Genomic DNA, 20,722 nt, shown 5'->3' on the forward strand with positions numbered 1-20,722 from the left:
TTCGCTATTTGAGTTGAACTATTCCGCTTTTAACCTGAGATGGCTGATCACTTCCTGCGGAGCTACAAACTGGCAGGCGATCTTGTCTGCATCTTTCACTTTCTGAATTCCTTCGAGCAGTATCCGGTCAGATTCCGCGATACCACCACTCACCACATAGAGATCGGGCATTTCGCCTGCAACTGTGATGTCTCTTGACTTCACCACATTGTCTTTATCAACTACAAAAACATATTTCTTATCCTGTATTTCGTAGGTAGCTTTTTGTGGAATCACCAATGCATTCTTCATGGGGAGGCTCATCATCACTTTTCCCGTTTGCCCGTTCTTCAGCAATCTGTCAGGGTTCGGGAAGCGCGCGCGGAAAGCGATATTGCCGGTTTCGTTGTCGAACTCACCTTCGATCAGTTCCACAAATCCTTTGTAGGGAAGGATGCTGTTGTTGGCGAGCAGCAGATTCACTTTGGTATTGGCTCTGCCTTTTACATTGGTCTGGTATTCGAGGTATTCGGGCTCAGACACATTGAAGTAAGCGAACATCTCGCTGTTGTCTGAGAGACTGGTGAGCAGCTCTCCTTCATCGATGAGGCTTCCCAGTTTTTTTGGAATACGGTCGATCACTCCATCGAAAGGAGCCCTGATCTCGGTGAAAGACAAATGCAGTTTTGCCAGCGCTGTTTCAGCTTTTGCCTGATCCAGCTTGGCTTGTGCCACTGCCTGCTCATTTTTTGAAACGATGTTTTTGTCTACCAGTGCCTTGGTATTCTGCAATTCCACTTCTGCCGCTTTGGCTTCCGCCTCTGCTTTCAGCAATTCTGCTTCATAGATCTTGGGCATGATGCGGAACAGTACTTGTCCGGCTTTCACAAACTGTCCTTCATCTACATAAATGTTTTGCAGAAATCCTTTTTCCTGAGCCCTGATCTCGATGTTCCTTACAGACCTGATCTGCGAAACATACTCTTTGGTGAATGATGTATCCACTCTGATGGGGCTGGTAACTGCGAATTTGCTGGCTTCTTCTTTTTGTTCTTTTTCTGATTTACAGCTTGATTGGGACAGCAATGCCAACAAGCACATGAACACAATGATCCTCTTCATGACGATAACTAAATGTTGAGCGGTTAAATGTTTGGAGCAGGCGGCTCCTCTTTAGGGAAAGGCAAGAACAACCGGTAGTGGTGGATGCGGATTATTGCAGCATCTGTAACGTTAACGAACAACCGTTAATTAGCAACCATACCTCTCCAGAGAGAGGCCGTGCCGGATGATCAGATTCTTAAAGTTCTTTGCAAGATGTATCTGTACGACGAATAGTGGTCGGTAGGCTGATGCTCCCAGTAAGAACCGGGATCATCGTCTGGTATAGTGTACCGGGAAAGTAAATGGCTGTAATTCGCCAGCAGTCTCGATTTTCGGGCAAAGGCATTGACACTGTCTTCATCTTCCAGATCTTCTATGATCAGAAAATCAGCAGCGCCCGATGTATTTCCTTTGTTCAGCGAAGCTTCCTGCTTTGCTGCAACTGCCAGCTGTTTCTTTTCATTACCCTGTGCAGAAACGTAACAAATGGGGTGATGATGGATACCTATATAAACGAGATCGTCCCCGCGGAAAAGCAGGGAAAACAGGATCACGATAAAAAGGATTCTCCTCATCATTGAATAAAAATACACACTGAAAAAAAAAACGATTAGTAATACTCAGTTCATGAGTTACCAAATACCATGCAAAATTGGGGACTTTCTTTTGTAAATAGATAAAGCCATATTTATCTTATGGTTAATCACGTGTTAACGAATGCGAACACAGGCCGCATCTGTATTGCATTGCAGCCGAATTGGGTATTCACAAATTATTAACGAAGATGAAATAGGGGAACAAACGTTTATTCTGCTTTCAAACTTTTTGCAGGATTCATCAAAGCAGTTCTTGCAGTGTACAGTACAATTAATAATAGCGTAACACCACCTAGAGCCATCATGGAAACTATAAATGGATTGAGGGTGATGCTCACTCTCGCGGCATAATTGTTCAGCCATTGGTTCATGATGAACCATGCAAGCGGACAAGCTACCAGCGCCGTTATTGTTATGATCAGCAGAAACTCTTTCACAAAGAGCATAATGATTCCGGGAACCGAAGCGCCCAGCACTTTTCTGATGCCAATCTCCCTGATCCTTTTCTGCACATTCATGGCAACCAGACCAAGTACGCCCAGCAGCACAATCAGCAGGCACAAAGCCGTAGCTGTATAAGCCGCTTTCTTCATACGGATTTCGTTGGCATAGATCCGCTGAAGCGCTTCATCCATAAAACTGAATTCAAAGGAACTGCCGGGGAGCAACTCTGCCCATTTGTTTTCAATAGACCGGATGGTTTCTTTGGTATTTCCGGGTTGAAGTTTCAGGGAAAAGAATCTGTATATCGGTACGGCATCTACATTGAGGTAGACCACCGGTTGCATTTTCTGTTGCATGGAACCAATATAGAAATCCGCAGTTACTCCTTTTACAGAGAACACCGTAGGGTCGCCGGCCATTCGCAATTGTTGCCCAATAGCCTCTTCCGCATTTTTCCAGCCAAGCATTTTTGCAGCTGTTTCGTTCAGCACTACTTTTCCGGAATCTGCAGAATTGAAGTATTGTCCGGCCTTTACCGGTATCTGATAAGTGGTGAGATAATGTTCATCTGTAATCAAATTCTGTAAAGCGATGGCTTGTGTTGAATCAGCACCCAGTCTGAAAACAGCCGACGAACCGCCGTTATTGCCATTGGGAATTTCATAAGAAAGGCTCACCTCTTTCACTCCGGGCAGGTTCGCCAATTCATTTCGCACCGTGGCCATTCTTTCTACGCCCTGTGGAGTCCAGTCACGCGGCACTTGCGAACTCACCACAAATTCTTTGTTGTATCCCAGCTCACGACCGAAGAAATAAGCAACCTGTTGTGTGATGATGCCTGCCGCCACCAACACTATCAATGCAATGCCAAACTGAAACCCAACCAACGATCTCCTGAGCAGGATATTCTCCTTTACCGATTTCAGCTTCCCTTTCAGCGACTCGATTGTTTTCATAGAACTCAGCACCAATGCGGGATACACACCCGCCATAAAACCAACCGCCACTGAAATGATCAATGGAATAAGAACAAACCAGGAAGGGAATGCCATCAGCTCCGGCAATTCTTTTCCCACAATGCTGCTGAATAAGGGCCGCATCATCGCATATCCTGCAATGGCCATCAGGGTTGACACCAGCACCAGAATAAATGCTTCGGACAAGAACTGCATTACCAGTTGCTTCTTCATTCCGCCCAGCACTTTTCTTACGCCGATCTCCTTCATACGGGTTCCCGACCTGCTGATGGAAATGTTTACAAAGTTTACAATGGCCATCAGAAGAATGAAAAGTCCTGCAATGGATAATGTATACAGCATTCTGCTGACCAGTCCGTTATTTTTTCCGAGATAGTATTTGCTTAACTGTATGGGGGTAACTGAAAGATTCTGTTGCAGCACAGCCGGAGCATTGCTGCGGATCAGCTGATCCAGCGGCCCTTGCAGCGATTTTGGATCAACGCCCTCCTGCAGTTCAACGAAAGAAGGAACATAGATATTCTGCCAGGACTCAACATCCATTCTGCCGAACCAGGCAACTGAACTAAATCCTGTAAGAAAATTCAACTGATCGTCGGTAAGGTTTGTCACTGAGTTTTCCGAAGGTTCTTTCATTACAGCAGTAATCTGGAACTCCCGTTTATCCCCCGAAAAATTCCTGACGGTGATGCTTTCGCCCACCACATCTGTTCTGCCGAAATACTTGATCGCTTTTTCTTCGGGTATTACAATGGAGAAAGGATTGTTCAATGCAGTGGCAGCATCGCCATGAAGCATCTTAAATCCATACATGGTAAGAATGGTACTGTCGCCCACCTGTATGGATTCTCTGAAATGTTTATCGCCTTTTGACAGCTGAGAAGAAATGCCATCGAACCGATAGAAGTTCTTCACCAGGTGAGGATATTCTTCTTTCAGTCTTTTGGCTATCGGGCCGAAGCTGGTGAGATCATTACCGAGATTCGGATCTTTCGAATGCGTTTGCAAAATGTACTGACGATCTGCATTGCTGAGTTGTTTGTTCACCTGCAACTCCTGCCACACATACGCAGTGATCAGTAACGCAAACGTAATGCCCGCGAACAGTCCTGCGATATTCACCAGTGAATGAAAGCGATGTTTGATGATATTCCTCCAGGCGATTCTCAAATTGGTTTTGAACATAGCGACAACAATTTTTCAGTCAGTGGCCTTAGGTTTACAAAGAGTATTCCTTTTTTGCACTCTATTGGTTATCAAATATATACCCACTAACATTATTCTTAATTGTTCGCTTTCGATACAACTTATTGTACGAATCTGCTGAAGTGCATATACCAGTTCCATTCCCAGCTTTGTCCGTTATCCGTAGAAATGGCCTGGCTCCAAACCGGGTGTTCGGGATCACTTGCATCCCATTTGAATCTCCAGAGCACATCGAGTTCTCCGTGTTTTCCTTTGGAATAGAAATGTCCGACGCCATCGGTGAACGAACCCACCACAGGATTATCGAGTGTACCGGTATTGCTGTCCGCCCAATAGATGCTCCAGAGTTTTGTTTGCGGATTGAAGAGCCGAAGTGTCATGCCTTCAAAATCATCCATCAGAAAGTCGTCGATATTGCCGGTATTTTTCAGAATAGGATAACATTCCTGTGTTGAAGCAAATTCTATCCACTCATTGCTGTTCACCAATCGCTCTTTCAGCTTTCGGTTCTTAAGTTGCCATTTGCCGAAGAAGAAATCGAAATCATGTTTGGATGAGGAAGGAGAAGCGGGAATGATGAGTGCTCCTTTTTCGTCGAATTCAAATTTTCTCAGTTCCATCTGGTTGATATTTAAAACGGAAATAAAGCTGTTTGATGATGCCGTCCGATCGATATCCGACCAGATCGGGAAAACGCCGGACCAGCAATGACATTATCAGTACAGGAAAACCAGCCCTGCCGGCATTTGATCGTACCTTCACACTCCTTTTCAACAAGGCTGTACAATCTCCCCTTTCGCCACCCACTCACTTAATCATAACAATTAAATCATTCGCTATGATCTTCGTTCACGACATCTTCGTTTGCAAGCCAGGCAATGCATCAAAACTGGCAAAAAAATTCAAGGAAGCCATGACAGGGCAGGAAGAATTGGTTCACGTTATGACAGACCTCACCGGACAATACAACCGTGTGATAATGGTTACAAAATATGCCAATCTTACGGCATATGAAAAAAGCTGGGAGAAATACAAAGAGAATCCTGAGCTGGCAAAAAAAATGGAAGAGACCATGCAAGGCTATCAGGAAATGTACCTCACCGGATCACGAGAAATTTATCAAACCTCTTAGAATAACAAAGCCCCTCACGGGGCTTTGTTATTTATGGCTATTCTTACTTATTGCTTCGACAACCATTGAATCAGGTCTGCGCCGGTTTTGTCTGCTGCAATGGCACTGTTCACCAGCACCACCACCGCTATTTTCTTTTCCAGATTTACAGCAAGATATGATCGATAACCACCTGTTGCACCATTGTGAAACAGAACGGGCACATCTCCGGCAAACACATGCATCCACGCGATACCGATGGCTGATTTCTCCATAGTAAAAGTTGTATCGTGCGTGAGTGCAATATCTTTTGTCAACGATCTGGAAGGCGCATCCCACTGGGCTTTCGCATATTTCAGCAAATCGGTTGCCGTTGAGCGCAGGCCACCCGCACCCTGATATACCGGAGGCAGATTTCTGGGAAAATAATATTCTCCTGAAGCATCATACCCGGTTGCAAACCTGGCAGAATCTTCTTTTCTGATATGAATTCTTGTGTCCTTCATTCCCAACGGATCGCAGATATATTTCCAGATCAGCTGCTCATATGTTTTGTTGTACAATCTTTGCAGGATGGTGCTCACCAGTGAAACTCCGGCATTGGAATATTCAGATTTTACACCCGGTTCATTTAAGAGTTTAAGGTTCTTCAGAAAGCCAAAGAACTGCTCAACCGGATAAATGATGATACCATTCTGATCGATCTTCTTTTCATCGAACTTCTCCGGCATTCTCGGAAAACCGGCAGTGTGATTCATCAGATGCCTGAAAGTAACTGCCTTGCCATTGAGTTGCAGCAAAGGAATTGAATCAGGAAGATATTTGTTCACCGGATCATCCAGTTTCAGTTTTCCTTCATGAATGGCATGTGCAAGTATGGTAGCAGTAAATGTTTTGCTGATGGAACCTATTTCAGAAATGGTGCTGGCATCCGGAATTGCATGCGTCTTTTTATTGGTTTCGCCATAACCATAAAAGTATTGTTGATTTCGATCGAGAATGCCGATGATCATACCCGATGTATTGGCCTGTGTCATATAATTCAAGGCAAGCTCATTCACCTTTTTATCGAGATCTGTCTTCAATGGATTGGAGGTTGCAATATCCTTTGGATCGCGCTTTACTGAAGGTTGGTATGGGCCAAGCAATAAGTAAAATATCCTGTCATTTTTATCGATGCCCACACTGAGCAGGGATGGTCCGGATGCAAAATCAACTTTATAAAAAAAGATACCGTTTGTGGTTTTCTCGAAACTGCTTGCGACAATCTTTCCCATCGGGTAAATGCCTTTCTCCGTGACAGTTTTGAACTGATCGGCATTCAACTGTTCCCGAAAGGAAGGAGCCGTTAGTTCATAGAGTTTCTCCGATTGTTTTTCGTTCAGGAACTGTTGCACCAGTGCAGTTATCGAGTCGGTTCTTTGCCGAAGGGTTCGCTGTGCAAAGGATACGGCGCTGATGCTCAGTGTGCAGGCAAGCAGCAGGATGCGGTTTAGATGAATGGTTATCATATAAGGCAGTTTGATGCAGCGATAAATTAATTCAAAAAAGCTTCATATCAAAAGTAGCAAGTCTGGTATCATTGGCCGGCTTCATCTTTACAGGCGGCCATTCAATGCATCCAATAATTTTCTATATTTGATCTCCGGCCAATATGGTGTTAATCTTACCAGCTCCTGAAACAGACCTCCCGGACAATCGGTTTATTTCTCTGAAACATCTCGAAATACCCCTTCAAAGATCAGCTGCAACGATTTCTATACAAGCTTTTACACAGCCTGACAGTATCATTATTCATGTAATCTAAAATCTGAATTATGGCAAACAAGACAAACATCGTACTTGTTCATGGCGCCTGGGGTGATGGAAGTCACTGGCGTAAGGTACTTCCCATTCTGAAGAATGCGGGGCACACAGTAGTGGCAACACAGAATCCGCTGACTTCATTGGCAGATGATGCAGAGATCACACGGAGATTGGCAGAATCCATGGACGGTTCAACTATCCTTGTAGGTCATTCTTATGGCGGTGCCATTATTACGGAAGCTGCCGGTAAATGTCCAAATGTAACCGGCCTTGTTTACATCGCAGCATTCGCGCCTGATACATCCGAAAACCTTGGCGGGCTGCTGGGCAGAACCGATCCTCCTCCGGGAGCAGCTGCATTGCGGCCAGACAAATATGGTTTTCTCTGGATCGACCGCCCACAATTCCATGAAAACTTCTGTCAGGATCTCGATCCCGAAGAAGCATATGTGATGCAGGCTGCAGAGAAACCGACCTCCGGAAAATGTTTTGAAGACAAACCCACAGATGCCGGCTGGAAAAATCTCCCCACCTGGTATCAGGTGTCTGATAAAGACCGGATGATTCCACCAGCAACACAGCAGTGGTTTGCAGAAAGAATGAAGGCAACCACTATACACCTGCCAGCCAGCCATGCATCGATGGCTTCGCATCCAAAAGAAGTTGCAGAGTTGATCCTGAAAGCTGCGGCGGCTTCTTACAAGTAACAGCAGCATGCGATCAGTTTATTAAGAAGACTGATTCAGAAAAAATCCGGATCAGTCTTTTTTCATACAATCGGTTTACAAATGTCATCCTCCATTACAAAATCAAATTTCATCGTCATCACGGGTGGTCCGGGTATGGGCAAAACTTCCCTTATTCGTCACCTCATACAATTGGGGTATTCCTGTGTGGAAGAGTCCGGCCGTTCCATTATCCAGCAACAGGTAGCCGAAGGCAAAGATGCGCTGCCATGGAAGAACAGAATGGCTTTTGCACAATTGATGTTCAATAGATCGCTCGAAGATTTTTTTCAGCGGATCACGCAATCAGCGCCTGTTTTTTTCGACAGAGGAATACCGGATATCATCGGATATCTTGAGCTCTGCGAACTTCCCGTGCCTGCCGATATAATGGAAACAGCGTTGCGGAATCGTTATCACAAAGACGTTTTTGTAACACCGCCATGGCAGCAGATCTATGTGCAGGATGAAGAAAGAAAGCAGGATGCCGAAGAAGCCATTCGTACCTACGAAAAAATGATGGAAGTCTACAGCAGGCTTGGATATAAACTCATCGAGATTCCGAAACTTCCGGTAAGCGACCGCGTATGCTTTATGCTCGACCACCTGCACGATGTGCTTTAAAGCCGCATTCCACCTCAATTTTGTCGCTTTTACACTCATTGGTTTTGACATCGATTCAGTAAGTTGCAGTGAATTCTAAATTACTGCATATGGCTACTGTTAAATCAGATTTCAATCAGATTGATGAATACATCACTGCATATCCACCCGATTTTCAGGCGCGCCTGCAGGAGCTGAGAAAGATCATCCGCGCAGCTGCTCCAAAGGCAGAGGAACTCATCAGCTATGGTATGCCGGCATATAAACAGCAAGGCATGCTGGTATATTTCGGAGCAAATAAAGCGCATATAGGATTTTATCCGGGCGGGAAATTGTCTGGTCTCGATGAATCGCTGCAACAGGAGATTTCAAAATACAAAGGCACACCCGCTTCCATTCACCTGCCATATGACAAGGCGATTCCGAAAACATTGGTTACAAAGATTGTGAAGTATCGTGTGAGTGAGAATGCGGCGAATGCGATAATCAAAGCGGAGAAGAAGGCAGCTGGAAAGAAGAAATAAAGAAACGCTTTAGTCTGATAATTCAACAGATCACTACCGGAAAACCAGTATTCGCCTGAAACACCTGCTGGCATTGGCTCTCCGCCATCGCCATCCGCTCATCCATTATTGCAACATTCTCCCGCAAAACTTGTCTATCTTCAGTAGAGTTACTTTCTCATTTCCAATTTCATTTCTTCCATAAGCCGACAAGGCCATCCATAACCAATTGCATAACCAACGCTAAACAACCCCAGTATGTTTAAAAACTACCTGAAGACTGCCTGGAGAAACCTGAGCAAAAACAAATCAGCCACACTTATCAACATCACGGGACTGATGATCGGCATGACCTGCTGTCTGCTGATCGGGCTATACATCCATCACGAACTCAGCTTCGACAAATTCCAGAAAAAAGGAGACCGCATTGCACGCGTGATCATGAGCTACCGGTTTCCAGGTAGCACCGAAAGCCAGAAAGGAAATTTCACCAGCACCAAAGTGCTTCCGGCATTTCAGCAGAATTTCCCTGAGGTTGAATCCGGTGTAAGAATGATGGACGCAGTCCGCGTTATTTCTATCGGCGATAAACAATTTGAAGAATCCAGAATCTTGTTCGCCGACTCAACAATATTCAATGTATTCTCTTTCCGGTTGCTGAAAGGAAATCCCGAACACGCTCTTTCAGGATTGGATAAAATTGTACTCTCGGCTTCTACAGCCAAACGATATTTCGGTAATGAAGATCCAATAGGCAAAGTGGTGAAGATCGGATCTGACGCTGTTCCGATTGAAGTGACGGGTGTAATTGAGGACTGTCCTTCCAACTCACAGATCGGTTACGACATGATCCTCTCCTTTTCTACAGCGAGAGCGAATCAGGAGAAAACTTATTTCAACGCAAACTATACCACTTACCTCCTTTTCAAAAATCCGGAAGGGATCGCAAGCATGCAGGCCAAACTTCCTGCCTTTATGCAAAACGAAACGAAGGGGATGAATGCCACTATCAATTTTGATCTGGAGCCATTCCGGTCCATCCATCTTCATTCTCCATACGAAGGATTCGTTCCTAACGTAAGCATCAAATACATCTATATTATTGGAGCAGTAGCATTGCTGATACTTGCCATTGCCTGTTTTACTTACATCAATCTCAGCACCGCCAGATCGATGGAGCGTGCGCGTGAAGTGGGAGTGAGAAAAGTGGTTGGCGCAGAAAAGTCGCAGATATTCAAACAATTTCTCAGCGAATCTGTGTTGCTGTCGCTGGTTGCGCTCATACTTAGCTTTGGAATTGTGTTGCTGGTACTGCCCTCATTCAATCAGTTATCGGACAGAACGCTGAGCGGATGGGCATTGCTTTCACCAACAGTAATTGGCATTTCATTGTTTGCGATCGTTTGCATCGGATTGCTTGCAGGCAGTTATCCCGCTGTTGTGCTGTCGGCATTTCAGCCGGTGAAAGTATTGAAGGGTGCATTCAAATCAACCAGTTCAGGAACCATTCTGCGAAAAACACTGATCGTATTTCAGTTCAGTATTTCTGCCTTCCTCATCATCGCCACTTTCATTATACAAAAACAACTGAACTATATCCAGAACAGAAAGCTCGGATATGAACGTGAACACGTAGTGGTACTGCCTTACGACAGGAATGTGCTGAAGAACATCAAAGCCATCAAATCGGAATTTACTGCAAACAAAGATATTCTGAGCGTATCACGTGCAGGTGATGCTCCCACCTCCATCAGGGGTGGCTACAACATGCGTTCGCAAAGCATGGCAGCCGGTCAGGATATTTCAGTAACTGCAGGGATATTGGATGAAGACTATATCAAAACTGTTGGGTTGCAGGTTGTAGCAGGAGAAGACATCACTGAGCAGGATATCAAAGATGTGGATGTTCCCGAAGGTGTTACTCCAAATTATCATTTTGTGTTGAATGAATCGGCTGCACGCACCCTCGGATGGGAGCCGCAGGAAGCCATCGGGAAAAATATGTTCCTCGACGACTCAAGACCCGGTACAGTGAAAGCTGTGGTGAAAGATTTCAATTTTCAATCGATGCATACTGCCATCAAACCACTGGTGCTCTTCCCTGGGAAATATGGCAGAACATTGCTCGCGAAAATTTCCGGCAAGAATATCCCACAAACAATTGCATACATGGAATCAAAATGGAAAACACTGGTTCCGCAACGTCCGTTCAACTATCATTTTCTCGATGAAGATTTCAACGAACTCTACAAAAGCGAGATACGACTCGGACAGATCATCAATGTTTTTGCAGCGATTGCCATTTCACTCGCCTGCCTTGGTTTGTTCGGCCTCTCTTCGTACACAACTCAGCAACGTATCAAAGAAATTGGCGTTCGCAGAATTGTTGGCGCTTCAGTGGTCAATATTGTGATGTTGCTGAGCAAAGACTTCATGAAATTCGTACTGGTATCCTTTGCTGTTGCTGCACCACTTGCCTGGTGGGCCATGCACCACTGGCTGCAGGATTATGCCTATGCCATCAAAATGCCGTTGTGGATCTTTGGCATCGCAGCCCTGATAGTGATGCTGATCACATTGCTTACCATCAGCATACAATCTGTTCGGGCAGCACTGGCCAATCCTGTGAAGAGCCTGCGTTCTGAGTAATCTTTCCCGCATATGTTCATTGCAATGCCCAGAGATGTTTTCCTGGGCATTGTTATTTCTTTCCATCATGGGTTAGTTTCTGTAATTTTATGAAGTGCCGGCAGGAATGAACCTATACAAATTTTCACCTTCCATTTCACTCTCTCCTTACGTGAGGGAGTACATGATCATTGAAAGTGAAAACGGGATGAACAATACCCTCATTCCCGACACTTATCTTGTGCTGGCAATCAGGCTTAACGGTTCTATTGTTTTTTATGAAGGAGCACATACCACTACTCCATCGCTTCAGATCATTTCTGGATTGCAGAACGCGGCCCGGCAACTTTCCTACACCAAAGGGACTTCCAATTTTCTGATTGTTTTCCGCGAAGGCGGATTAGCCGCATTCAGCAAAATGCCGGCGCATGAGCTCTACAATCAAACTGTAGATGCCGGTAATGTGTTTTCTTCCGAATTGTTGGAAGCATTTACAGAAAAGATACAGGAAGCAGCCACACATGCTGAGCGTGCAAAAATTGCTGATGATTTCTTACAGCAACAATTGATCAGAACAGACAACGATCCATTGATCCAGCGTGCTGTTCAGCTGATTCAGCAGCAGCATGGAATAATCAAAGTAAAAGAGCTGGCTGCGTCATTGCATATAAGTCAGGATCCGTTTGAGAAGAAGTTCAGAACTTATATCGGCACTTCTCCCAAGAAGTATGCATCGATCATCCGCATCAGAAACATCATAGAGAAGATCCCTTCGTATACTTCACTCACCGATGCCGGCTATGAAGCTGGTTATTACGACCAGTCGCATTTCATCAAAGAATTCCGCGCTTTCACTGGCCAGACCCCAAAAGAATTCCTCCGCAGTCCCCGTCGCTGGTAAACCAAGTGATTTTTTACAATTTCCGGCCTCCCGCTACTTGTAGTTTTGTAAAAAGATCGAGCATGAAACTGATACAATCCGCATCAGCACTGATTCTTCTTGTCTATTTATTCGCCGGAGAACTCATTGCACAAACTACATCTACCCATCAAATCAAACCAAAAAAGGAGACCGTTATGATCAGCAATGCAGAAAAGAATAAAGAAATAGTTCGCCAGCTTTTTGAAGATGCACTCAATAAAAGAAATTTCGAACTGGCCAAAGACCTGATTTCACCGGAATTCACCGGTATTGGAGGAAATAAAGGTTACGCAGCATTTCTGGCCGGACCGAAAGACCTGGTTCATTCATTTGCTGACGCACACTGGAATTTAACCGACCTCGTTGCTGAGAACGACAAAGTTACTGTGAGATGGATCTTCTCCGGAACTCATCAGAACAGCTTTACCGGAATTCCTGTACTGGGGCAAAAAGTATCTTCTCCGGGTTATGCTATCTTTCGCTTAAGCAATCAGCAGGTAGCTTCTGTGGATTTGCTTACAGACCGTTTCACTTTTCTTCAGCAAATGCAGGTACTGCCTCAAAACATTCACAGCCTCCAACAAAAACTCAATCCTAAAAAGATTATCTTCATCGACCGGTTTACAGTTCCGGCAGCTTCTGTAAATGAATTTAAACAACGTGTAGCAGCTAACCGGCATCTCATAGAAACAATGCCCGGTTTCATAGAAGACGCAGCCTATGAGCAAAAAGACGAGAAAGGAAACCTTCAATTTGTAACCATTGCTCAATGGGCATCACAGGCAGATCTGCAACATGCGAAAGAAGCTGTTCAGGAAAACTACCGCAAAGAAGGGTTCGACATGCCCGCCATGTTGCGCAGACTGAACATTACAATGGAGAGAAGCCAATTTGAACCAGCCCAGGATTCAAAAACAGTTTTAACACCATAACCAGATTTCAATGAAACGCATCGAAAAGAAATTGCATCGCACATTGTTGAATAGTGTAGCCATCCTTTCTCGTCCGATACGTTTCATACTTCTTTCAGTGATTTCCTTATCAGCATCTGCTCAACAAAAAATACTCAATTTTACTGACGCATATACTGGCAATGATCAATTGCTGACAGCTCCCCTACCCGTATTGGTGGAATGGAAGGGCAGTCAGCAATTGGTTTTTAAAAAAGCCAATCCGGTTTCTCAATCGGAAGAATTCTTTACTGCCAATCTGCAAAACAAGCAGATCGATGCAATCACAAAGCCAGCACCCGCACCAGGACTGCTTTTCAGCTTTCCTCCTAAAATATCACTCCCTACAGCTTCTCCGGACAGGCAATGCGGCGCATACGTTCGCAACAACAATATTTTTCTGGTTGAACAGAAGCGTCCAACTGTATTTGCTGTAACATCAGATGGCAATGATTCTACGCTGAATGGAGCAGCATCGTATGTGTATCAGGAAGAGATCACCGGCAGCAACACCATGCGATGGAGCCACAACAGCCAGTATCTGGCCTTCATGCGTTTCGACGAATCGAATGTGCCGGTGTTTTCATTGTACGTTACGGATACAGACGAACAAAACGGCAGACTGGAAAAATATCGTTATCCAAAAGCAGGACAAAAAAACCCGACGGTGCGTATTGGGATTTTCAATCGCACCACCCGGAAGACGGTCTGGGCAGATTTCAATGAAAAGGAAGATCAGTACTTCGGAGTGTTGAGATTTAGTCCGGATAACAAACTGATAGTAAAATGGGTGAACCGCCGGCAGAATCAAATCAAAGTATTTGAAGTAGATCCCGACAATGGCAGCAAGAAACTGCTGTATGAAGAAACACAAGCCACCTGGGTAAACATCAACAATGCAGCATCCATCACCTGGCTCGACAGCGGACGAAATGTTATCATAGGTTCAGACAAAACGGGCCGCACACATTTTTATCTCTACAAAAGAGATGGAAGCCTTATCAATGCCATTACCAGTGGCGATTACGACACAGAAGACCTGCTCGCTATCGATGAAGCGAAACGCATTCTCTATTTCAGTGCACGAAAAGAAAACTCTGCCCGCCTCGATATCTACAGCATTCGTCTCGACGGAACCAATATGCAACGAATCACCAAAGGCAATTATCATTTTACCAATGTGTGGTTCTCTCCGGACTTCAAATATTTCGTAGCCAATTATTCCAATACTACCACCATTACCAGCAGCGCAGTTTTCAATACGAAAGGAGAAAAACTGATGGAGCTGGGAACTGCGCGGGGAGCAGATTTCAACAACTATGCCATTCCACGGAAACAATTCATCCGGGTAAAAAGCACAGATGGATTATTCGATCTGCCTGTAACCATCACCTATCCGCTGAACTTCGACAGCACAAAAAAATACCCGGTACTGATGACGGTGTATGGTGGGCCATATTCAAGCAGGGTATTCGATACCTGGAATATTTCGTTATCCGAGATCTACTGGGCGCAGCAGGGCGTGATACAGGTATCGGCTGATAACCGCAGCAGTGGCCACTTTGGGAAAACGGGCATGAATTACATTTATCGCCAGGCCGGTATTTATGAAACCGAAGATTATATGGCCGTAGGAAGATGGCTGAAGCAGCAACCCTGGGTGCATCCTTCCAAACTCTGCATGACGGGCTTCAGTGCCGGTGGCCGCATGACACTCCTCGCACTCACCTACGGCGCCGATGTTTTCGATTACGGCGTTGCCTATTATGGCCCTCCTGACTGGCGCTTCTACGATACGCAATACACCGAAATGTACATGAGCACTCCGGCCGATAACCCGGAAGGTTACCAGAAAACTTCCGTGCTCAACTGGATACACAAATACAAAGGCATGCTCCGCATCATTCATGGCAACAGCGATCAGAATGTGCATCCGCAGAACAGCCTCGAAGTGGTGAATGCTTTACAGGAACAAGGAAAGCATTTTGAATTTATCCTGTATCCCGGAGTACGACACGGTTTCAGAGGAAAGAAATGGCTGCACAGTAAACAGGAACTGGCTGTGTTCATCAACAAATATTTACTGAACTAAATATCTTTTCATGCACTTTCACAACGTGATACCAATCCTGTACTCATCCGACATTGTACGCAGTCTCACTTACTACACAGAAGTACTGGGGTTCGACTGCAAATGGGAATGGGAAACGCCGCCCACATTCGGGGGAGCCAGCAAAGATGGAGTCGAGATATTTTTCTGTCTCGGAGAACAGGGGCAGAAAGGCACATGGCTCAGCATCTTTCTGGATGATGTGGATGAATACTACGAACAGATCAAAGCGAAAGGCGCCATCATTCATAAAGTGCCTGAAACTTTTGAATGGGGTGTGCGCGAAATGCTGGTAGGTGATCCGGACGGGCACTGCATCCGGTTCGGTCATGCTGCACACAATGTAGGCTTTACGGAACCGCTTCCACCCAATATCCGGATTGTTGAACGCTGCCCTACTCCCGAAGAATATACAAAACTGATCGACGCTGTTGGCTGGACGAAGACTCAACCCGCTACCGATCCAGCACTCATTGTAAAAGCACCCTTGTACGCTGTAGTTGCGGAAGACAGCAACACCAATACAGCACTGGGTTGTGCATTGCTGCTTGGAGACAATGCCAGTTTTTATTATCTGAAGGATGTGATGGTTCTTCCCGACTGGCAGAAAAAACATATAGGTTCCACAATGATGAATGCCATCAAAGATTGGCTATTGAAGAACGCTCCCGAAAATTCACTCGTAGGGTTGTACACCGGTACTGCCCTCACTAATTTTTACAAACAGTTCGGATTCAGGCATGCCTATGGAATGAGCATGCGCGTGAAACCCAACAACAAATGATAAACATTTTCGCCCCCAACATTACAAAACGGCAGCCGCCCATACTGTATTGAAACAGCCCTTCCTATGCGCAGAAAAAACTTACCCTCCGGCATATCATCCTTATCGTTCGGTTTGCTGATTGCAGTGATAGCACTGGCATCCAGCCATTGCAGTCAACTCTCCGGCAATACGGCGATCGGTATCGACAGAAATGTTTCTGAAGTGAAATCGATCGATCCTGCAGACACAAGCTTTGCGGATCTTGCCGGACTGCAGCGTGCCATCGGCAATGCCAGAGTTGTATTGCTGGGCGAACAAACGCATGGGGAAGGAGGCACTTTCTTAGCCAAAACGAGATTGATCAAATTTCTGCATCAGCAAATGGGCTTCGATGTACTGGCATTCGAAAGCGGGTTCTACGATTGTACCAAAATCTGGGAGAACACCCGCAATGGCGGAGAGTTTGCCAATGAAATAAAAGGGAGTCTGTTCTTCATGTACGCCAACAGCAAACAGATGCAACCGCTATTCAGTTACATTCAATCTGAAGCAAATTCCGGCAATCCGCTTACAGTAACCGGTTTTGAAAGCCAGCATTCGGGTGCAAAAGCAATCGCTCAACTCTTCACTGATTTTGAAAAATTTCTGAAAACCTTTCATGCAGCATCGGTGGATGCTTCATGGGAATCTTTCACAAAGACTGCTGTGGCTACATTCAGGTCACGCGAGTATCGTCCATCTGCCGATGAGCAGCAACAGTTTTTCACTAAGCTCGTTGCATTGAAGAAACTGCTTGCTCCGCACGAAAAGGAAACAGCCACCGATCTGTTGCAATCAGCAGGCTTCTGGTACAGAGTTATTGCCAGCATTGAATCGCAGACTACGCGCTATTGGCAGCTTGTGAAAGGAAACGAATTGTCTGTTCGTGATAAGCAAATGGCAGAGAATCTTATCTGGCTGGCAGAGCGAGTGTATGCTGGAAAGAAGATCATCGTGTGGGCGCACAATGTGCACATCGCAAAGCAAACATCAACCTTATCATTTCCTGTTGCGGTTCCTGAAGAGGCAGGTCTTTTCTTCAAAACGCTTGAGCCGATGGGACAAACGGTGCGCAACTACTTTAAAGATCAGGCCTACGCAATCGGCTTCACATCTTCCGAAGGACAATTTCAGGATTATACCAATGGCAAAACCATGGATGTTCCGCAACTCATTCCCGGCAGCATGGAAGAGCGACTCCACAATACGCAATATCCGGTTGCATTTGCCGACCTGCGCCATGCCGGTGCTCAATGGAAGAAACCCCAGCTGGCTTACTTTCTGGATTTCCAAACCATGAAAGGCAACTGGAGTGAAGTGTTCGACGGCATGTTCTTCATCAGAAAAAACTTCCCGGTAGATCGTTGATATTTTTCAAACACAGCAGGCAAATAAAAAACCGGAGCTGGTAGTTGACCAGTCCGGTTATGTGTATGTTGAATCAGGAGAATTACGCTGCCTGATAAGCTGCTTCGAGATCAGCGATCACAATTTTCTTCATCTTCAGCATAGCCTGCATTACGTTGCCTGCTTTAACACGGTCTTTGTCTGTAAGAAGTTTGGTGAGTACCGGAGGAACAATCTGCCAGCTTAGTCCGAATTTATCTTTACACCATCCACATTGACCTTCAGCGCCACCATCGGCAATGAGTTGATTCCAGTAGTTGTCGATCCCTTCCTGTGTATCTGCGCTTACCACAAATGACACTGCTTCGGAGAACTTGAATTGCGGACCTCCATTCAGGGCTATGAAATCCTGTCCCAGAATATTGAATGCAGCCGTGATAAGGCCATCTCCCGAACGAAGTTCATTGGAGGATGATGTACCCGGAAATACTTTTTTGTAGAAAGCAATGGCTTCTTCGGCATTGCCGTTGAACCAGAGCATGGGGGTGATTTTTTGCATATTGATTGTGTTTATGGTTATAGAACTGGTGTATACAAACTTACTCCGCAGAACTTAAATGCAACGGGTGCATCTGCGACTATTTAGAGGTATATTGCGCCTATGAATGCATTCAGCTCTGCAGCCATAGAAATACTTCAGGAGTTCCTTCAGAAACTAACCGGACTGGGGCCGGAGGAGACTGCTCCGCTTTTTGAAGCATCCAGCACTGTTACCCTTCAAGCCAATCAGGTGTACATTCCGCAAGGCGATAAAAGCAAGAAACTGGCATTCATTGAAAAAGGCGTGATGCGTGCCTATGCCATCAAAGAGAATGGAGATGAAGCCACTTTGTACATCCGGTGGGAAGGGCAGCTGATTGCGTCTCACGACACCATCATCAACCTACGTCCTTCGCGGTTCATCTACCGTGCACTGGAAGATTGCAAACTGCTGGAAGTGGACTACGATGTACTGGACAATATCATGCGTGCCAAGCCCGAATTCGAACCCCTGCGCAATTTCTTTCTCATGCGCATGCTCTCCGAGTCCCTCGATATGATTGAATCTTTCGTGTTTCTCTCCCCTGAAGAAAGATACCAGAAACTGATCTCCGACAAGTTCAATATCGTGAACCGTGTACCAGACAAGCATCTCGCGTCCATGCTGGGCGTAACACCTGTTTCGCTGAGCCGGATCAGAAAAAGAATTCAGCAGAAACATTAATTATCCTTTGTTAACGGCCCACAGGCAGGTGTACGGATAAATTTGTTCCATCAAAACTTTTCAGCAGTATGGAACAAATGTGGAAAATCTTCGTTGAAGTATTCAGCATATCCGTAATCAGGTATTTTGTACTGGCGGGTATCCCCTTCCTCCTTTTTTATATTTTCTTCAGCAACAGGATCAGGAAGCTGAAGATCCAGCAAAGAAAAGCTGCCAGAAAGGATTTCTGGAGAGAGATCTGGCATTCCATGCAGTCCACAGCTGTGTTCACGGTAATTGTGGTGCTGATAGTAGCCACTCCATTCAAGCAATACACTTTGTTGTACGATGATATTGCAGCATATCCGGTATGGTGGCTGCCTTTGAGTGTTGCGCTCAGTCTGGTGGTGCACGATACTTATTTCTACTGGTTCCATCGCATCATGCATCATCCAAAGATCTTCAAGGCTACACACCTGGTGCATCATAAATCCACCAATCCTTCTCCCTGGACCTCTTATTCATTCCACGTGCTCGAAGCAATTGCCGAAGGCGGCGTACTGGTAGTGATTGTGATGGTAATGCCGATGCATGCAATGGGTGTGCTCTGGTTCACCATCTCTGCATTCATGATCAATGTGTATGGTCACCTGGGATACGAACTGATGCCAAAAGGATTCAGAAAGTCGGTATTGTTCGAAGTGCTGAATTCATCGGTGTACCACAATCTGCATCACAGCAAATTCAAAGGGAATTACGGCTTGTACTTCCGTGTGTGGGATCGATTGATGGGAACCGAACATCCCGATTACGTGAAAGAGTACGATAAGATCCAGGCCCAACGATTCGGCAATGCAGCAACAGCAAGCGTTGCAGAGCCTGTGGCACAGCGTGCATAATCATCTTTCCACTTTGTAATGCAGTAATACCACGCCCGACGGGAAGGTGGTTGTGGTGAGTAAACTGAGATCCTGCTGATCGAAATATTTTCCGAAAAAAGCTTTTCCTTTTCCGATGAGTACCGGATGTACCCACAACTGGTACTCATCGATCATATCGAGTTGTATCAGTGCAGATACAAGTCTTCCGCTTCCGTATACCATTATGTTTTTATGGTGCCCGTTCGATTCGGCACGCAGTTGATTCATTCCGTCTTCAATATCTTCTTTGATAATAGTTGTATTGTTCCAATCTGCTTTTTCGAGTCTGCGGCTGAACACTACCTTCTGATGGTGATTCATCATTACAGCATAGGCGTATTCGTCTCTGGGGCATAAAGCATCGGCAGTTTTGAATGGCCAGAAAGCGGCCATGGTCAGGTAGGTTACCCGTCCCAACAGAATGGTATCGGCCTGGCTCAGTTCTTTCGCGAGCCGTTCTCCCATGTTAGCGTCCCAATAGGCGAAGTGCCAGTCGAGCTCTCCTTTGGGGCCAGCCATATAGCCATCCAGTGTTAGATTCATTGATACAATCACTTTACGCATTCAACTGTTTTTTCGGTCAGGGGCATAGGGATTATTTTACAGATCATTCCCGGATACAAAATTATCAGTGCCGGCGCGGTTAATTCGGGTGTGAAACTGACAAATCACAGTCATTTTGCGGCAGAAACGGTTGCCGGTTCGGCAACATCAGGGAGATGGTTTGGACAAGCCCTGAAACA

19 protein-coding genes are annotated in these 20,722 nt (G+C 45.5%); 12 read left to right on the forward strand and 7 right to left on the reverse strand.

All coding sequences use genetic code 11. The annotated features are described in order from the left end of the window. Positions 1-18: 18 nt before the first annotated feature. The 4 genes from HHL16_RS01610 to HHL16_RS01625 form a co-directional block, all read right to left on the reverse strand. A complete protein-coding gene (locus HHL16_RS01610; protein WP_169423392.1) occupies positions 19-1,101 on the reverse strand; it encodes an efflux RND transporter periplasmic adaptor subunit in 1,083 nt (360 codons plus the stop codon). 170 nt (positions 1,102-1,271) lie between these two features. Then, on the reverse strand, positions 1,272-1,661 hold the full coding sequence (locus HHL16_RS01615) for a hypothetical protein (protein WP_169423393.1): 390 nt from the start codon (positions 1,659-1,661) through the stop codon (positions 1,272-1,274). Between the two features lie 227 nt (positions 1,662-1,888). Next, the gene (locus HHL16_RS01620) at positions 1,889-4,285 is read right to left on the reverse strand and encodes an ABC transporter permease (RefSeq protein ID WP_169423394.1); all 2,397 of its coding nucleotides are present in this window, start codon (positions 4,283-4,285) and stop codon (positions 1,889-1,891) included. Between the two features lie 122 nt (positions 4,286-4,407). Further along, positions 4,408-4,926, reverse strand: coding sequence for a hypothetical protein (locus tag HHL16_RS01625; protein ID WP_206022219.1), 519 nt, complete (start codon positions 4,924-4,926; stop codon positions 4,408-4,410). 218 nt (positions 4,927-5,144) lie between these two features. Here HHL16_RS01625 and HHL16_RS01630 point away from each other — a divergent pair, with 218 nt between their 5' ends. Then, positions 5,145-5,438 (forward strand): NIPSNAP family protein, encoded by a 294-nt coding sequence (locus tag HHL16_RS01630; RefSeq protein ID WP_169423395.1) that lies wholly within the window; start codon positions 5,145-5,147, stop codon positions 5,436-5,438. A gap of 47 nt (positions 5,439-5,485) precedes the next feature. Here the strand turns inward: HHL16_RS01630 and HHL16_RS01635 are convergent, their stop codons facing one another. Beyond that, positions 5,486-6,928, reverse strand: coding sequence for a serine hydrolase domain-containing protein (locus tag HHL16_RS01635; protein ID WP_169423396.1), 1,443 nt, complete (start codon positions 6,926-6,928; stop codon positions 5,486-5,488). A 306-nt stretch (positions 6,929-7,234) separates the two neighbouring features. Here HHL16_RS01635 and HHL16_RS01640 point away from each other — a divergent pair, with 306 nt between their 5' ends. The 9 genes from HHL16_RS01640 to HHL16_RS01680 all read left to right on the forward strand — a co-directional run bounded on the left by HHL16_RS01640 (position 7,235) and on the right by HHL16_RS01680 (position 17,837). Further along, positions 7,235-7,930 (forward strand): alpha/beta hydrolase, encoded by a 696-nt coding sequence (locus HHL16_RS01640; RefSeq protein ID WP_169423397.1) that lies wholly within the window; start codon positions 7,235-7,237, stop codon positions 7,928-7,930. A gap of 81 nt (positions 7,931-8,011) precedes the next feature. After that, entirely contained in the window at positions 8,012-8,572 is a 561-nt protein-coding gene (locus HHL16_RS01645) for an AAA family ATPase (RefSeq protein ID WP_169423398.1), read from the forward strand. Between the two features lie 89 nt (positions 8,573-8,661). Then, positions 8,662-9,075: a DUF1801 domain-containing protein gene (locus HHL16_RS01650; RefSeq protein ID WP_169423399.1), complete on the forward strand. Its 414-nt coding sequence runs from the start codon at positions 8,662-8,664 to the stop codon at positions 9,073-9,075. A 237-nt stretch (positions 9,076-9,312) separates the two neighbouring features. After that, on the forward strand, positions 9,313-11,703 hold the full coding sequence (locus HHL16_RS01655) for an ABC transporter permease (protein ID WP_169423400.1): 2,391 nt from the start codon (positions 9,313-9,315) through the stop codon (positions 11,701-11,703). Between the two features lie 106 nt (positions 11,704-11,809). Then, positions 11,810-12,583 carry a helix-turn-helix domain-containing protein gene (locus HHL16_RS01660; RefSeq protein ID WP_169423401.1) on the forward strand — a complete coding sequence of 258 codons (774 nt, stop codon included), beginning with the start codon at positions 11,810-11,812 and terminating at the stop codon, positions 12,581-12,583. A gap of 62 nt (positions 12,584-12,645) precedes the next feature. Continuing rightward, entirely contained in the window at positions 12,646-13,536 is an 891-nt protein-coding gene (locus HHL16_RS01665) for an ester cyclase (RefSeq protein ID WP_169423402.1), read from the forward strand. A 10-nt stretch (positions 13,537-13,546) separates the two neighbouring features. Then, complete coding sequence (locus HHL16_RS01670; RefSeq protein ID WP_169423403.1) at positions 13,547-15,646, forward strand: DPP IV N-terminal domain-containing protein; 2,100 nt, start codon at positions 13,547-13,549, stop codon at positions 15,644-15,646. A gap of 10 nt (positions 15,647-15,656) precedes the next feature. After that, positions 15,657-16,448 (forward strand): GNAT family N-acetyltransferase, encoded by a 792-nt coding sequence (locus tag HHL16_RS01675; protein WP_169423404.1) that lies wholly within the window; start codon positions 15,657-15,659, stop codon positions 16,446-16,448. Positions 16,449-16,514: 66 nt separating this feature from the next. Further along, on the forward strand, positions 16,515-17,837 hold the full coding sequence (locus tag HHL16_RS01680; RefSeq protein WP_169423405.1) for an erythromycin esterase family protein: 1,323 nt from the start codon (positions 16,515-16,517) through the stop codon (positions 17,835-17,837). Positions 17,838-17,919: 82 nt separating this feature from the next. Here the strand turns inward: HHL16_RS01680 and HHL16_RS01685 are convergent, their stop codons facing one another. After that, on the reverse strand, positions 17,920-18,375 hold the full coding sequence (locus tag HHL16_RS01685; protein WP_169423406.1) for a VOC family protein: 456 nt from the start codon (positions 18,373-18,375) through the stop codon (positions 17,920-17,922). Positions 18,376-18,477: 102 nt separating this feature from the next. Between HHL16_RS01685 and HHL16_RS01690 the strand changes: the two genes are divergently transcribed. Together HHL16_RS01690 and HHL16_RS01695 are read left to right on the forward strand one after the other, a co-directional pair. Then, positions 18,478-19,080 carry a Crp/Fnr family transcriptional regulator gene (locus HHL16_RS01690; protein ID WP_169423407.1) on the forward strand — a complete coding sequence of 201 codons (603 nt, stop codon included), beginning with the start codon at positions 18,478-18,480 and terminating at the stop codon, positions 19,078-19,080. A 68-nt stretch (positions 19,081-19,148) separates the two neighbouring features. Beyond that, a complete protein-coding gene (locus HHL16_RS01695; protein ID WP_169423408.1) occupies positions 19,149-19,958 on the forward strand; it encodes a sterol desaturase family protein in 810 nt (269 codons plus the stop codon). Here the strand turns inward: HHL16_RS01695 and HHL16_RS01700 are convergent, their stop codons facing one another. Beyond that, positions 19,959-20,543 carry a dihydrofolate reductase family protein gene (locus tag HHL16_RS01700; protein WP_169423409.1) on the reverse strand — a complete coding sequence of 195 codons (585 nt, stop codon included), beginning with the start codon at positions 20,541-20,543 and terminating at the stop codon, positions 19,959-19,961. Positions 20,544-20,722 lie beyond the last annotated feature (179 nt).

This window comes from Pseudoflavitalea sp. G-6-1-2, assembly GCF_012927185.1.
Classification (GTDB): domain Bacteria; phylum Bacteroidota; class Bacteroidia; order Chitinophagales; family Chitinophagaceae; genus Pseudobacter.